Raw genomic sequence first — 15,615 nt, forward strand, 5'->3', positions numbered from 1 at the left:
AACTTTTGCTTTGTCACAGGATGTCGCTACAGGGTCAGGAGTGTGGTGATCTGATCCTAATTTCGGCTAAAAGTTCGATTTATTCAACAAAGCCCATTTTCCCTTTTATTTATCATCTACTAGCCATGTTAAAGCCCAAACGTTTTGATTACCTGGACATAGTACGCGTTAGTGCAATTTTACTGGTTGTGTTCATCCATTCTATCGATCACATGGCTGAGCTACATGGGTTTGACACCCGGCACTATGCTTTTTTTATGCATGGTGTTCTTCGCGCAATTGGCCGCATTGGTGTTCCACTCTTCTTTATGGTGTCAGGTGCTTTATTGCTTATACGCAGTATTACACCAATAGAGTTTTATCTTAAGCGATTGCCCAGGCTTATATTCTCAATTCTCATCATATCTTTGCTATATGAGTATATCTGCGTTCGGCTGTTGCACTTTCCAGCGAATGGGAATATATCATTAAAAATTTTATCTGGTGATCCTGGTTATGCTTATCAATTGTGGTTCTTGTATACAACAATAGGGATTTACTTGGCAGCACCATTTATACAGAAGTTTTTGGATTCAAGCTCAGATCAACTTATCTTAACCTATATTACCATTTCATTTTCCGTTGGCTCTCTCGCCAGATCTGTTGCACCATTTATGTCTGGCATGGTTATTCCCTCAGTTATGATGGATTTTTTCAATCCCTATATTACTTATTTTATTATGGGGTATTTTTTCCATAACCGAGTGGAGGCAATAGACAGACCTGTCTTATTGCTCTGCGGTTTGCTCTTGTCAGTGTTCCTGCCGGGGGCTGTACTGGAGTTTGTTAATTTACCTGGGGAAAACTTAATACAAAAAAGTGATAGTATATTGTGGCATGATAAACCCACTGTTTATATATCCGCGGCTTGTGCATTTTTACTGATTAAAGCCTATGGGCAAAACCGGATAATTCATTCAACGGTTATGTTGTTGGTTCAGCGAGTGGCAGCGGCTTCATTTACTATTTATCTGTTTCATATCATGGTGATTTATTTTTTTAAAAGCAGTTTTCTTGCAACGCAGTTGGGGTTTATTGCGTCATCCGTTTTATTAATGATGCTCTGCCTGAGCTTGTGTTTATTACTGCATCAGGCTATTCGTTATATTCCCTACGCGAGAAAAGTATTAAGCTAAACAATAAAGGTACTGAACAACGTTCAGTACCTTTACCCTGATAGGGTGGGAGAATTGTCGTTTTTTACCGATGCCTTTCTTCCAGGTTTCCGATCACATCCCCCAGTGACAGCTCCTGATCCTGCAACAGCACCAGCAGGTGATACATCAAATCCGATGCCTCATTCTTCAGCTCGAACTTATCATGCACCGTCGCCGCCAGTGCGGTTTCCACGCCTTCCTCACCCACTTTCTGGGCAATACGCTTAGTGCCGCTGGCGTACAGCTTCGCGGTGTATGAACTTTCCGGGTCCGCCGTTTTGCGGGAGGCCAGCAATTGCTCCAGCTGATAGAGAAACAGCCACTGGGGCCGGGCGCCAGCGAAGCAGCTGGATGTGCCCTTATGGCAGGTTGGACCAATCGGGTTCACCAGCGCCAGCAGGGTATCGTTATCACAATCCGGCGTCAGGGTGACCAGGTTTAAAAAATGGCCGGAGCTTTCTCCCTTGGTCCACAGACGCTGTTTGGTGCGTGACCAGAAGGTGACGTGGCCGGTTTTTTCGGTCACCGCCAGCGCTTCCTGATTCATATAACCCAGCATCAGAACCTCGCCGGATGCCGCATGTTGTACCACCACCGGCAGCAATCCGTCGGTTTTTTCCCAGTCCAGTTGTGCCCGCTGTTGTTCTGTTAACACAGTCGAATCTCCACGCCTTGTTGAGCCAGATATTGTTTCAGTTCAGCAATATTAATAATTTGCTTATGGAATACCGACGCCGCCAGCGCACCGTCTACCCCGGCATCTCTGAATGCCTCCAGAAAATGCGCCATCGTACCGGCACCGCCGGAGGCAATTAATGGCACGCGGCACTGCGCACGTACTTTTTTCAGCTGTTCGAGGTCATAGCCATTACGCACCCCGTCCTGGTTCATCATATTCAGGACAATTTCACCGGCCCCGAGACGCTGGACCTCAGCCACCCAGTCGAGGGTTTCCCATTTCGTAATACGGGTGCGGGACTCATCGCCGGTATACTGATTGACATGATATTTCCCGCTGTCCTCATCACACCAGGTATCAATACCCACCACAATGCACTGCACCCCAAAGCGATACGCCAGCCGGGTAATCAGGTCTGGGTCCGCAAGGGCAGGGGAGTTAATCGAAATCTTATCCGCGCCAAAGGAGAGGATCTGCGCCGCGTCCTCAATTGACTTAATGCCCCCGGCCACACAAAACGGAATATCAATCACCTCCGCCACCCGGGACACCCAACTCTTGTCTACCACCCGGCCATCGCTGGAGGCGGTGATATCATAAAACACCAGCTCGTCGGCCCCTTCTTCGGCATAACGTTTCGCCAGCGGGACAATATCGCCAATAATCTCGTGATTGCGGAACTGCACACCTTTAACCACCTGGCCGTCGCGCACGTCCAGGCAGGGAATTATCCGTTTTGCCAGCATTGGATTGCCTCCGTTACGCTGAATTTACCTTCCAGAAGCGCACGCCCGGTGATCACACCGCTAACGCCACTGCCGCGCAGGGCCGCGATATCCGCCAGGGAACCAATCCCCCCGGAGGCCTGAAAACCTATCTGCGGATAACGGGCGCAAATTTCCTGATACAGCGCCACGTTCGCCCCCGCGAGGGTGCCATCCCGGGAGATATCAGTACACAGTACGTGCTTCAGACCATAAGGTAAAAATTGGTCGACCACCTGCTCGAGGGTGACCCCGGAGGTCTCCTGCCAGCCACTGATCGCCACGCGTTTTTCACCCTGTTCAATACGCACATCCAGCGCCAGGACCAGTGCATCTGCCCCGAAGCGGGTAAACCACTGCTGCACCAGCTCCGGTGCCTTGACTGCCGTCGAGCCCACCACAACCCGGGTGACCCCGGTCGCCAGCAGGGCGGCCACGTCATCAGCGCTGCGCACCCCGCCGCCCACCTGTACCGGGACATTAACCCCGGCCACCAGGGTGGTCAGTAACGGGATCTGGCGGCGGGCAGGATCTTTCGCACCGGTCAGATCAACCAGGTGCAGTACTTCCGCCCCCTGGGCCTGATAATCCTGGAGTCGGGGCAGTGGATCGCTGCCGTAGTCACGCTGCTGCGCATAATCACCCTGGTGCAGGCGCACCACGGTGCCATCAATTAAATCAAGCGCGGGAATAATCATCACATCTCCAGGAAGTTTTTCAACAGCCGGGCACCAGCCGCCCCGGAACGTTCCGGGTGAAATTGCACCCCGTAAAAGTTGTCTTGCTGTACCGCGGCGGTGAAGGGCTCACCATACTGGCACTGGGCAATAGTGGCTTCATTCACCGGCATGGCATAGCTGTGGACAAAATAGAACCATGCGCCGTCGTCGATGCCGCTGAACAGGCGATTGCCCGCTTTCGGGGTGATTTGATTCCAGCCCATATGGGGCAGCGGCAGGCCGTGGTCGCGCATTTTCTCCGCTGGCGCATCAATAATACCGAGGGTATCAATACCGTTATTTTCGTCACTGCGGCTACCCAGTAACTGCATGCCGAGACAGATCCCCAGCACCGGCTGGGTACAGGCCTTAATCAGATCGATAAGATCCCGCTCGCGCAGCTGATCCATCGCCGCCCGGGCAGTGCCCACCCCCGGCAAAAACAGTTTATCGGCGCTGAGCACCACATCCGCATTACGGCTGACAACCGGCGTATAGCCGAGTCGCTGTACCGCCCATTTAACCGAAGACAGGTTAGCGCATCCGGTATCAAGGATAACGATGCTCATCACAGCACCCCTTTAGACGATGGAAGGGTGTCCCCTTCGACGCGGATAGCCTGGCGCAGCGTGCGGCCAAAGGCTTTAAACAGGCTCTCTACCCGGTGGTGGTCATTTTTGCCCTTGGTTTTCAGGTGCAGGGTGACGCCCATCGCGTAAGACAGCGAGCGGAAAAAGTGCTCGACCATTTCAGTGCTCAGATCCCCGACACGCTGATAGTTATATTCCGCTTTAAATTCCAGATGCGGGCGACCAGAGATATCCAGCGCACAGCGGGCCAGGCATTCGTCCATCGGCAGCACAAAACCAAAGCGGTTAATGCCGCGCTTATCGCCAAGGGCTTTTTTGAGCGCTTCACCCAATGCCAGCCCGGTGTCTTCCACCGTGTGGTGATCATCAATATAGAGATCGCCTTTCACGCTGATGTCCATGCGAAATCCGCCGTGGGTGGCAATCTGATCCAGCATATGATCAAAGAAGCCCACCCCGGTTTTGATATTGCTGGGGCCTTCGCGATCCAGCCATACCTGGACATCAATTTGGGTTTCCCGGGTATTACGCACCACGTGGGCATAGCGGTCACGGCGGGTGAGCCGATCGGCGATGGTTTTCCAGTTCAGAGTGTCACGCTGATAACGCAGCCCCTGGATTGCCATATTCTCCGCCAGTTGCAGGTCAGTTTGCCGATCGCCAATCACATAGCTGTGGGTGCGGTCTATCACGCCATCGGCCAGATAACGGCTCACCAGCTGAACCTTGGGTTTGCGGCAGTCGCAGCCGTCTGTCGGAAAGTGCGGGCAGATCAACACCTCATCAAAGAACACCCCTTGTGAAGAGAGGACCTGCATCATCAGGTTGTGGGGGCCGTCAAAATCCGCCTGAGGGAAACTGTCGGTACCCAGCCCGTCCTGATTGGTGATCATCACCAGCCGGAAGCCCGCCTGCTGTAGGGCCAGCAGCGCCGGGATCACGTCCGGTTCGAACGCCAGTTTATCCATGCGATCCACCTGAAAATCTTCCGGTGGCTCGGCAATCAGGGTGCCGTCACGATCAATAAAAAGGTACTTCTGGCTCATGGGTTCTCCGCCGCAGTCAAAGAAGGTTGTTTATTGAGGGCATCCAGCACCCGCTGGCATTCTTCCCGGGTACCCACGGTAATCCGCAGGCAGCCGCTCAGGCCCGGCTGTTTATTTTGATCTCGCAAGATAATGCCCTGATCCCACAAGGATTTAAATACCGCACTTGACGCGGTTAGCCGTACCAGCACGTAATTGGTTTCGGAATCGAAAATCTGCTCAACACAGGGGGTGTCCCGCAGGCCGTCAATCAACTGGCGGCGGTTAAGCAGCAGGGTAGTCACGCGCTCGCGCATGGCGGCTACCCCCTGAGGGGTCAGAGCCTGGGCCGCAATATCCGCCACCGGGGTGGAGAGCGGGTATGGGGCGATCACTTTCAGCAGCAGGGCGATTATTTCTGCGCTGGCGAGAGTAAAACCACAGCGTAGCCCCGCCAGGGCAAAGGCTTTGGACAGGGTGCGCAGAATAACCAGGTGCGGGTAGTCCGCCAGCCAGCCGGAGAGCGTCGCCTGAGGGCAAAACTCAATATAGGCTTCATCGGCCACCACAATGGCTTTGCCGCGGGTCATCTCCAGCAGGGTGCGCATATCGTCCGGGTTAATCACCTGGCCGGTGGGGTTGTTCGGGCTGCATACAAAAACCACTTTTGCGCCATCCAGCTGTGCCGCAATCCCGGCTAAATCGAGCTGCCAGTTTTCATCCGTGGGAACGGTACGACACGCCACCCCGGAGGTTTCCGCGCTGACGCTGTACATCCCGTAAGTGGGCGGGCAGTAGATAATGGCGTCCTGGCCTGGCTCACAAAAGGTGCGGATAATCAGCTCGATGCCTTCATCGGCCCCGCGGCTGACCAGTACCTGATCGGGTTTTACCCCGGCATAGGCCGCGTAACCGGTGATAACCGCTGCGGGCTGGCACTCCGGGTAGCGGTTGAGGGTCTGCTGGGTCAGTGAAAACGCGACCGCCTCCGGGTATTCGTTGGCGTTAAGCCAGACATCGCCATTGCCGCCCAGGCGACGGGCAGACTGGTATGGGGTCAGGGCGCGGACAGCGGCGCGGGCCAGTTCTTCGCTCTTCATTGCATCTCCTTCAGGGCGGCAACGCGCAGGGTGACGGCGTTTTTGTGGGCGGTCAGTTGTTCGGCGGCGGCCAGAATTTCAATGGTGGACGCCAGCGCGCTGAACCCCTGGGGGGGACAATTCCTGCACGGTCATCCGTTTCTGGAAGTCAGCCAGCCCGAGGCTGGAACAGGTCGCCGTGTAACCGTAGGTCGGCAACACGTGATTCGTACCGGAAGCATAATCCCCGGCGGACTCCGGGGACCAGTCCCCGAGGAACACCGAACCGGCGCTGGTAATACGGTCAACCAGGGCTCGGGCGTTACGGGTCTGGATTATCAGGTGCTCCGGCCCGTACTGGTTTGAGATCTCAATACACTGTTCCAGATCACGGGCGACAATCAGGCGGCTGGCGGCCAGGGCCTGGCGTGCGGTGTCCGCCCGCGACAGGCTGGCCAGTTGCTGTTCAACGGCGTCCGCCACGCGACGGGCCATGGCGGCATCCGGGGTCAGCAGGATCACCTGGGAGTCCGGGCCGTGCTCTGCCTGGGAGAGCAAATCAGAAGCCACAAATGCCGGGGTGGCGCCGCTGTCGGCGATCACCAACACTTCAGACGGGCCCGCCGGCATATCAATGGCGGCGCCGTCGAGGCGCTGGCTTACCTGACGTTTGGCCTCGGTGACAAACGCATTCCCCGGCCCAAAGATCTTATCGACTTTCGGCACTGAGTCCGTCCCGAAGGCGAGGGCGGCAATGGCCTGGGCCCCGCCAACCTGGAACACCGCCTGAACACCGCATAACCGGGCGGCATAAAGAATTTCATCTGCCACCGGCGGCGGCGTGCACAGCACGACTTTTCGGCAGCCGGCAATCGCCGCCGGGGTGGCTAACATTAATACCGTTGAAAACAGCGGTGCCGAACCGCCGGGAATATACAGCCCCACGGAATCCACCGGGCGAGTGACCTGCTGGCAACGTACTCCCGGCATGGTTTCAACATCGACCTCCGGCAGGCGCTGGGCGAGGTGGAATTTACGGATATTCGCCACCGCACAGGCCATGGCGGTTTTTATCTCCTCGCCCAGACGGTCGCAGGCGGCACCGATCGCCGCTTCAGATACTTCGAGGGCATCGACCTGGGCGTTATCAAAGCGGGCGCTATAGTCGCGCAGGGCAGCATCACCGTTGGCTTTTACATTTTCTAAAATATCGCGCACGGTGCGGGTAATACTGTCTGAGGCGGAGATGGCCGGGCGCATCAGGATATCGCGCTGGCGGGCCGCGTCACAGTCGTTCCAGTTGATGATTGTGTTGAAGGTCGACATGCTATCACTCCATCATTTTTTCAATGGGCAGTACCAGAATCGAGCTGGCGCCCAGCGCTTTCAGTTTTTCCATGGTTTCCCAGAACAGCGTCTCGGTACTGACCATGTGCATGGCAACGCGTTGTTTATCGCCGGCCAGTGGCAGGATGGTAGGGCGTTCGGCACCCGGCAGCAGGGCAATCACCTCATCCAGGCGCTCACTCGGCGCATGCAGCATGATGTATTTGGATTCCCGGGCCTGAATCACCCCCTGAATACGGGTCAGTAACTTGTCGATCAACTGCTGTTTGGCATCAGAAATGTCACCGTCACGCTGGATCAGGCAAGCCTTAGAACGGTAAATCACTTCAGTTTCCCGCAGGCCGTTGGCTTCGAGGGTGGCACCGGTGGAGACCAGATCGCAGATGGCATCCGCCAGACCGGCCCGGGGGGCCACTTCTACTGAGCCGTTCAGCAGGCAGGATTTAAATGGGATGCCTTTTTGATCGAGGTAGCGTTTTAACAGGTGCGGGTAAGAGGTGGCGATGCGTTTATTGCGCAGACATTCTGGGCCGTCCCAGGCCTCATCTACCGGGGCCGCCAGCGATAAGCGACAGCCACCAAAATCCAGACGGCGCAGGGTGTAATAGCGCGGGTCTTCCCCCAGGGCACGGCGATTAAGTAACTCTTCCTCCAGGACGTTTTCCCCGATAATCCCTAAATCCACCACGCCATCCATAACCAGGCCAGGAATATCATCATCACGGACACGCAAAATATCGATGGGCATATTTTCTGCCAGGGCAATCAGCCGCTGGGTGTGGAGATTAATTTTAATCCCGCAGCGGGCCAGTAATTCCCGGGAGTCGTCGCTCAGACGACCTGATTTTTGAATAGCTATGCGTAAACGTGAATTATCTAACATCGTCATGGTCCTTAAATTCGGTAGCGGTCTGCGTTAAAACGGTAATAAAAAAGCCCCCGGAAGGTTGACCTTCCGGGGGCTCATTAACAGCTGATTTCCGCCACTGGAAGATCGAATGTCTTCCAGCACCCATTGCCTGAAAGACTAGTCAGAATGATGGTGATGGTGGTGACGAATAATCGGGAAGCTGTTCATTTAAATTCTCTGGGTGAATGTCTATTCAACGTGTGCATTTAACCTAAACCAGAAACCCTGAATAAGGCAAGCGCTTTTTTTACACTATTAGATAATCTCATCCAGGCGGATGAATTGTCAGTTCCCGGTTGCTGGCGTAGCCTTATATCGGTGTATAACAATATAGAGTAAATCGCTACTTCGGTCTGGAGGATGTATGAAGAAGGTTGCCATTGTCGGGTTGGGCTGGTTAGGGATGCCACTGGCGCTATCGTTAATGGCGCGGGGGTGGAACGTTACCGGTAGCAAAACCACCCTTGACGGGGTGGAGGCAGCCAGAATGTGCGGGGTAGACAGTTGTCTGCTGAACCTGCAGCCGATACTCCAGTGTGATAGTGACGATCTGGAAACGTTGCTGGATGCCGATGCGCTGGTGATAACGCTTCCGGCCCGCCGCAGTGGGGAAGGGGATGACTTCTATTTGCAGGCGGTCCAGGAAATTGTCGACAGCGCCCTGGTGCATCATATACCGCGGATCATTTTTACCAGTTCCAGCGCGGTCTATGGTGATGGCGAGGGCACCATGAAAGAGAGCTCCCCCCTGCACCCGCGTACTGCCAGCGCCCGGGTACTCTGCGAGCTTGAACACTGGCTACACGATCTGCCGGGCACCTCAGTTGATATCCTGCGCCTGGCCGGGCTGGTGGGGCCGGGGCGGCATCCGGGGCGCTTCTTTGCCGGGAAATATGCCCCGAACGGCGAGCACGGTGTGAACCTGGTCCATCTGGATGATGTGATTGCCGCGATAACGCTGCTACTGCAAATGCCCAAAGGTGGCCATCTGTATAACCTGTGTGCCCCAAAACACCCGTCGCGTAATACGTTTTACCCACTGATGGCCAAAGATTTAGGGCTCACCCCGCCAACGTTCAGCAGTGCCCCGGCCCATACGCAGGGTAAGCAGGTTGACGGTAGTCGTATTTGCCGGGAGTTAGGTTTTGAGTATGCACATCCGGACCCGCTACGTATGCCGATGCGTTAATTACGTTTTACCAATCAATATTGCGCGATTTTCCGATGGATAACTCGCCTCCCCGGTGCCTGGAAATCGCCCCTCAGGGCCCGGGGATATTTTTACGCAATACCCCCCCGGGCACCCCCCGGTCCGTCAATGGTCAGATAAGCGGCAAAATGGCGTAAAATGCTGCACAAAAGTACCGGATTGTTACTAATTTATTTTGTTTAAAATCATCAGCTTAACTATGTATGCCCTGGGGGTAAAAAAGAAATTACCCCCCGTGGCCGTAATGTCTTGTCTTTGTGCCAAAAAATGGGGCAAAATACGCGCCCGGTAAAACGAGAACATGGCCGACGCTTAACAGCGCCGGTTATTTTTTTACCGCTGCATTACCCAAACTAATCAAATCAAAGAGGCCGGGCTCAGTACCGGATAGATACTTACTTTTATAGATCGACAGTCGTGTCGCCGAGGAAAAATGTAAAGATGGTGCAATTATTTGCTTTTGCGGCAGGTTTCTCCGTTTGGGGGACTGCATATGTCGCTTAACGTAAACGTTCAGCCAACTTCTCGCGTGGAATTACGTAAAACCCTTACGCTTATTCCGGTTGTAATGATGGGTCTTGCCTATATGCAGCCGATGACGCTGTTCGATACATTCGGTATCGTATCGGGTATGACCGATGGTCATGTGCCGACAGCCTACGCCTTTGCGCTGATAGCGATTCTGTTTACCGCCCTGAGTTACGGTAAACTGGTTCGCCGCTATCCTTCTGCGGGCTCCGCCTATACTTATGCTCAGAAGTCTATTAGCCCGACCGTTGGTTTTATGGTGGGCTGGTCTTCGCTGCTCGACTATCTGTTCGCGCCGATGATCAATATTCTGCTGGCAAAAATCTATTTTGAAGCGCTGGTGCCTTCAATACCGTCCTGGGTATTTGTTATTGCGCTGGTGGGCTTTATGACGGCCTTTAACCTGCGCAGTATTAAATCCGTGGCCAACTTTAACACCCTGATTGTGGTACTCCAGGTGGTGTTGATCGCGGTTATCCTGGGCATGGTGATTTACGGTATCGCACACGGCGAAGGCGCCGGTACGCTGAGCAGCTCTCGTCCATTCTGGTCTGAGAACGCTCACGTGGTGCCGATGATTACCGGGGCAACCATTCTCTGTTTCTCGTTCACGGGGTTTGACGGCATCAGTAACCTGTCTGAAGAGACCAAAGACGCAGAACGCGTGATCCCGCGGGCGATTTTCCTGACTGCGCTGATCGGTGGCCTGATCTTTATCTTCGCGACCTATTTCCTGCAGCTCTATTTCCCGGATATCTCACGCTTTAAAGATCCAGACGCATCACAGCCAGAAATTATGCTGTACGTGGCGGGTAAAGCCTTCCAGGTTGGGGCGCTTATCTTCTCCACCATTACGGTACTGGCATCCGGTATGGCTGCCCATGCTGGTGTTGCCCGCCTGATGTATGTCATGGGCCGTGACGGCGTGTTCCCGAAAAGCTTCTTCGGGTATGTGCATCCGCAGTGGCGTACTCCGGCGATGAACATCATCCTGGTGGGGGCGATTGCTTTACTGGCCATCAACTTTGACCTGGTCATGGCGACCGCGCTGATTAACTTTGGTGCCCTGGTGGCGTTCACCTTCGTGAACCTGTCAGTTATCTCTCAGTTCTGGATCCGCGAAAAACGCAATAAGACGCTGAAAGATCACTTCCAGTTCCTGTTGCTGCCGCTGTGTGGCGCAATGACTGTTGGTGCGCTGTGGGTTAACCTGGAAGAAAGCTCTATGGTGCTCGGCCTGATCTGGGGCGGTATCGGCCTGATCTACCTGGCCTGCGTGACCAAAAGCTTCCGCAACCCGGTTCCTCAGTACGAAGATGTTATCTGATTACCGGAGCTGAACGCCGGTAACAGGTAAAAAAATGGCACCCCCGGGTGCCATTTTTGTTTTTGTCTGCCACAACGGCTGCCGCGGCTTGTGGCCATCACCCCATCAATTGCTGTACGTACTGATACAGTGCTTTGAGCAGGGCGATTTTCTCTGCATCCCCCTGATGCTGTTGATACAGCATCTCAAGTTCCCGGGCGTACTCTTCCAGCGCCTGCTGGCTGAAAATGTCGCGCCGGTGCTGCAACCAGCGCTGTTGTTCTGGCTCACTCAGGGTCCCCGGGAAATTACGCGCCCGGTAATTAAACAGCAGTTTCTCAATACGTCCATCGACAAATGTGATATCCAGGGCTGGCAAATTAGCCGGTTCGGTCTGCTGGAGGATGTTCATCGCCGTTTTATCCGCATCGCTGAAGAAGCCGCTGTAAAGCTGGCTATCGACATTATCAGAAGGCGGGAAGGGCTCTGCCTGGGCATACAGCGCCACCACTTTTTCACGGAGCTGCGGGTTGGCCCGCAACTGGGCGAGGTTATCCATACAGCGCTGGCGATCAATGCCCAGCCGTTCAGCATCCTGAGGGCGCAGGGCATTATCTTTGGCCAGCACCGGGCATTTGTTAAGGTGGACCAGTTTTAGCGGCGCCGGTAAGGCATCACCCAGTTGCGCTTTCGGGGTGTACAGCCGTTCGCGCAGGGCATCGGCATCCAGATCAAACAGCGGCGCCATATCGGCGGCCAGATCGACAACAATCACCGCATTGCGGTTATCCGGGTGCCAGGCCAGGGGGGCAATCAGGCTGGTATTGCCGCGCCAGGCGCCAAACATGCCCGAGACATGCACCAGGGGCAGCATTTGCGGGATGTCGATCAGGGTGGCCAGCTTCTGCTTGCCGCGCCAGTTGAACAGATAATCGAACAGCCGGGGCTGGCTGGTTTTAACTTTACGGGCCATGGCGATAGTGGCGTAAACATCCGCCATGGCATCGTGGGCATTGGCGTGTTCGATACCGTTTGCGGCGGTCAGGTGCTCCAGCCGGAAACTGGGCAACCCCTCATCGTTTTCTGGCCAGTTGATCCCCTCGGGGCGCAGGGCATAACAGGCGCGCATTACATCCAGTAAATCCCAGCGTGAATTGCCGTGCTGCCAGCTCCACGCGTAGGGATCGTAGAAGTTGCGATAGAAAATGTTACGGGTCACTTCATCGTCAAAACGGACATTGTTGTACCCCACCACACAGGTGCCCGGCACGGTGAAAATATCATGGATACGGCGGGCAAAGCGGGCTTCATTTTCCCCTTCGGCCAGGGCCTGCTGTGGGGTAATGCCGGTAACCAGTACCGCACCGGGTTGAGGCAGGTAGTCATCCGCCGGCTTACAAAAAAAGACCTCCGGCTCGCCGATGATAGTGAAGTCCATATCGGTGCGCAGGGCGCCAAACTGGGCGGGGCGGTCCAGCGCCGGGTTGGTGCCGAAAGTTTCATAATCATGAAAGAGGAAGGTGGGCTGCACTTTATCGTTTTTCACTGTCTTCATTATCCACTGGTGTTTTACTATCTTTATGGTGTCTGCCCTGATGACGGCGGCACCCGCTATGGTAAACCATATTCCGCTGCGGCTGAAATCACTGATTCTGACGATTTAGACGGTTGTTTACTGCCCCAGGCAGGTGCGTGTTATCCAGCGGGCCGCCATTTCCCGGCGCTATTTTACGTAATATCCTTAATAATGCCGATAACGCTACCCGGCGCGGTGGCGATAATCGGCTAACGCGCCGGTTATTGCGATATTGGCCGGGGATTTTCCTCAACAATAACGAGTGGCAACAAAAATAGTGGGGCAGACGGTCGTCACCGGAATTTTACTCCTGGGATTCAATGACTCATGAGAGTAACATATAAGGGGCGTGATGCTAACAATTTTAACAAAGCACAAGGTGTACATTTTTTGATGAAACGGGCCATCAAAAGTCCATACGGGGATCTCAAAGTGTTATTCGGCAAATTATCAACATCGATAAAATGGGGAATGCCGCAACCTGAAAAAGCAGTGTTTTTTATAAAAATCATTTAAAAACAATATGTTGCAAAAATAAAAAATATCAAAATTTTATCAACTTGCAGTCATAATATATTCTGTTATTTATCATCGAAAATAGTACCCAAAAATGCTTTGCCAATGTTTTTTTCAGTTGCTAGATTTATTCCACACCAAATGACGGCACTACTGATATTCAGAAAAAGCAATTGTGCTATGCAAAGCGATATATGAATATCTACGTCATATAAGACAATAACACCTGCATATATAAGTAATGAGAATTCCATGGAGGATATCTCTGCCTGTTTTGTAGTTAGTATAACCTCTTTACATGAAGAATTTTGCCAGCGTTCGCGCTGGCTATTTTTTTAGATATGAAAAGTTTTAGATATGAAAAGCCGCCGGTCTGTACCTCGAAATATCCGCTTAATAGCACCTTTATTTATACTCTGAGTTATACCTCTTGAGGAATTACCAAATGAAACACCTTTTAGTTCGTTACACTGTCTCATTAGCACTGTTGTTTGGGGCATCTTCCGCGATGGCTGCAACCCAAATCGGCGATGCTGCGGTAGCGAATAGCAGTAATAAGATTGGCGAAGTGTCTGCACAGATCCCTGATGGCACCATCGAAGATGCCATTGCTGTGCTGTCTCATAAATCTGATGAGCACGGCGGCCGTTATTTCAAAGTGACTGATATTGACCATCCGGGTGAAGGCGGCCAGATCTTCGCACACGCAGACGTCTATAAATAATAGTCGTTGTGGGGTAGTTATTCAGGCTGGTCCTGATTATGTTGGGTGATGGCTTCAGACATCACCCGGCCCGCTCAGCCCGCTATTGCTTTATCCCTTACTGACATTTTCCCCTGCACAGGGGTGACGGGAATAATCCTGGAAATACCTGCCGGCCAGTTAAAAAACGGCTAATGTCACATTTTCTTGCAATTTCTCAGTGAAACTATATAAAAACTTCCGTACAACATGCGCCAGATATAGGTTAGTTCTGAGGATAATTCGTTGAAGTTTCGCGCGCTTTTGGCTGTTTCCCTGTTTGCTTCTCTGGTTCATAACGCGGCTGCTGATGTCGCCCTCGATCATGCCCCTCTGCCGCCGGATATTCAGGCTGGCTCCTGGGTACTCATGGACTACACCACCGGGCAGGTGTTAACCGCCCATAATGAACACGTGCAGCGTAACCCTGCCAGCCTGACCAAGCTGATGACCGGTTATGTTGTGGATCGCGCTATCGACAGCAAGAAAATTTCGCCGGACGATATTGTCACTGTCGGGCCAGACGCCTGGGCGAAAGGCAACCCGGTATTTGACGGTTCGTCACTGATGTTCCTGAAAGCCGGGGATAAAGTCTCGGTGCACGATCTTAGCCGCGGCCTGATTGTTGACTCTGGTAATGATGCCTGCGTAGCGCTGGCGGACTATGTGGCCGGTGGCCAGCGTGAGTTTGTCGCCATGATGAACCACTATGTCGATAAGCTCGGCATGCACGACACCCATTTCGAAACCGTGCACGGGCTGGATGCCCCGGGCCAGCACAGCACCGCCTGGGATCTGGCGCTGCTCAGCCGGGCGATTATCCACGGTGAGCCGGATTTTTATCATATGTACAGTGAAAAAAGCCTCACCTGGAACGGTATTACCCAGCAGAACCGTAACGGCCTGTTGTGGGATAAATCGCTCAATGTGGATGGCCTGAAAACCGGCCATACCGCCACGGCCGGGTTTAATATTATTGCCTCCGGGGTTTACGGTAACCGCCGGCTGATCGCGGTTGTCATGGGGGGCGAAAGCTCAAAAGGCCGCGAAGAGCAGGCCCGTAAGTTGCTCAACTGGGGGCGCCAGAATTTTGACACCGTCCAGATCCTCACCAAAGGGCAGCGCTTCGGGACGGAAAAAATCTGGTACGGTGACGCTGAAACAGTGGATGTCGGTGCCGATCAGGACTTCTGGATGGTGTTACCAAAAAGCGAACTCTCCCACGTGAAAGCGCGCTACATACTGGATAACGCCGAGCTGGAAGCACCGATGGTGGATCACCAGCGGATTGGCGAAATTGAACTGCACGACCGCGATAAAGTGATTGCCCGCTGGCCGCTGGTGACCCTGGCGAAAGTTGATAAGGGCGGGATCTTCTCGCGCTTTAGCGATTTTATACATAAAACCCTGTAACCCATTCCCCGGGGA

Annotated in this window: 13 protein-coding genes, 1 pseudogene and 1 other annotated feature; of the genes and pseudogenes, 5 read left to right on the top strand and 9 right to left on the bottom strand. The window is 53.7% G+C overall.

The annotated features are described in order from the left end of the window. On the top strand, positions 1-1,175 hold a 1,175-nt coding region (locus F9C28_RS06815; RefSeq protein WP_233148958.1), incomplete at its 5' end, for an acyltransferase. Between the two features lie 64 nt (positions 1,176-1,239). Here F9C28_RS06815 and hisIE read toward each other — a convergent pair. The 8 genes and pseudogenes from hisIE to hisG all read right to left on the bottom strand — a co-directional run bounded on the left by hisIE (position 1,240) and on the right by hisG (position 8,282). Further along, the gene (gene hisIE, locus F9C28_RS06820; RefSeq protein WP_199014490.1) at positions 1,240-1,851 is read right to left on the bottom strand and encodes a bifunctional phosphoribosyl-AMP cyclohydrolase/phosphoribosyl-ATP diphosphatase HisIE; all 612 of its coding nucleotides are present in this window, start codon (positions 1,849-1,851) and stop codon (positions 1,240-1,242) included. Then, a complete protein-coding gene (gene hisF / locus F9C28_RS06825) occupies positions 1,845-2,621 on the bottom strand; it encodes an imidazole glycerol phosphate synthase subunit HisF (protein WP_199014491.1) in 777 nt (258 codons plus the stop codon). The genes hisIE and hisF overlap by 7 nt, the downstream gene beginning before the upstream one ends. Beyond that, entirely contained in the window at positions 2,603-3,337 is a 735-nt protein-coding gene (gene hisA / locus F9C28_RS06830; protein WP_199014492.1) for a 1-(5-phosphoribosyl)-5-[(5-phosphoribosylamino)methylideneamino]imidazole-4-carboxamide isomerase, read from the bottom strand. Before hisA ends, hisF begins: the two co-directional genes overlap by 19 nt. Beyond that, the gene (gene hisH, locus F9C28_RS06835) at positions 3,337-3,927 is read right to left on the bottom strand and encodes an imidazole glycerol phosphate synthase subunit HisH (RefSeq protein WP_199014493.1); all 591 of its coding nucleotides are present in this window, start codon (positions 3,925-3,927) and stop codon (positions 3,337-3,339) included. The genes hisA and hisH overlap by 1 nt, the downstream gene beginning before the upstream one ends. Next, positions 3,927-4,994 (bottom strand): bifunctional histidinol-phosphatase/imidazoleglycerol-phosphate dehydratase HisB, encoded by a 1,068-nt coding sequence (gene hisB, locus F9C28_RS06840; RefSeq protein ID WP_199014494.1) that lies wholly within the window; start codon positions 4,992-4,994, stop codon positions 3,927-3,929. Before hisB ends, hisH begins: the two co-directional genes overlap by 1 nt. Beyond that, on the bottom strand, positions 4,991-6,073 hold the full coding sequence (hisC, locus tag F9C28_RS06845; RefSeq protein ID WP_199014495.1) for a histidinol-phosphate transaminase: 1,083 nt from the start codon (positions 6,071-6,073) through the stop codon (positions 4,991-4,993). The genes hisB and hisC overlap by 4 nt, the downstream gene beginning before the upstream one ends. Continuing rightward, positions 6,070-7,378: pseudogene (gene hisD / locus F9C28_RS06850) on the bottom strand (histidinol dehydrogenase). The gene hisC and the pseudogene hisD overlap by 4 nt, the downstream one beginning before the upstream one ends. A gap of 4 nt (positions 7,379-7,382) precedes the next feature. Then, positions 7,383-8,282, bottom strand: a complete 900-nt coding sequence (gene hisG / locus F9C28_RS06855) for an ATP phosphoribosyltransferase (protein WP_199014496.1) — start codon at positions 8,280-8,282, stop codon at positions 7,383-7,385. Positions 8,283-8,326: 44 nt separating this feature from the next. Continuing rightward, positions 8,327-8,451: a sequence feature (His leader region), on the bottom strand. A gap of 222 nt (positions 8,452-8,673) precedes the next feature. On the opposite strand from hisG, the gene F9C28_RS06860 reads away from it, so the two are divergent. After that, the gene (locus F9C28_RS06860) at positions 8,674-9,498 is read left to right on the top strand and encodes an SDR family oxidoreductase (RefSeq protein WP_199014497.1); all 825 of its coding nucleotides are present in this window, start codon (positions 8,674-8,676) and stop codon (positions 9,496-9,498) included. 514 nt (positions 9,499-10,012) lie between these two features. Then, the gene (plaP, locus tag F9C28_RS06865) at positions 10,013-11,374 is read left to right on the top strand and encodes a putrescine/proton symporter PlaP (protein WP_199014498.1); all 1,362 of its coding nucleotides are present in this window, start codon (positions 10,013-10,015) and stop codon (positions 11,372-11,374) included. A 97-nt stretch (positions 11,375-11,471) separates the two neighbouring features. Here the strand turns inward: plaP and sbcB are convergent, their stop codons facing one another. Beyond that, positions 11,472-12,908 carry an exodeoxyribonuclease I gene (gene sbcB / locus F9C28_RS06870; RefSeq protein WP_199014499.1) on the bottom strand — a complete coding sequence of 479 codons (1,437 nt, stop codon included), beginning with the start codon at positions 12,906-12,908 and terminating at the stop codon, positions 11,472-11,474. A gap of 982 nt (positions 12,909-13,890) precedes the next feature. On the opposite strand from sbcB, the gene F9C28_RS06875 reads away from it, so the two are divergent. Further along, entirely contained in the window at positions 13,891-14,169 is a 279-nt protein-coding gene (locus F9C28_RS06875) for a YdgH/BhsA/McbA family protein (RefSeq protein WP_199014500.1), read from the top strand. Positions 14,170-14,433: 264 nt separating this feature from the next. Further along, positions 14,434-15,600, top strand: a complete 1,167-nt coding sequence (dacD, locus tag F9C28_RS06880; protein WP_199014501.1) for a serine-type D-Ala-D-Ala carboxypeptidase DacD — start codon at positions 14,434-14,436, stop codon at positions 15,598-15,600. The last annotated feature ends 15 nt before the right edge of the window (positions 15,601-15,615 follow it).

This window comes from Shimwellia pseudoproteus, assembly GCF_016415625.1.
Classification (GTDB): domain Bacteria; phylum Pseudomonadota; class Gammaproteobacteria; order Enterobacterales; family Enterobacteriaceae; genus Shimwellia; species Shimwellia pseudoproteus.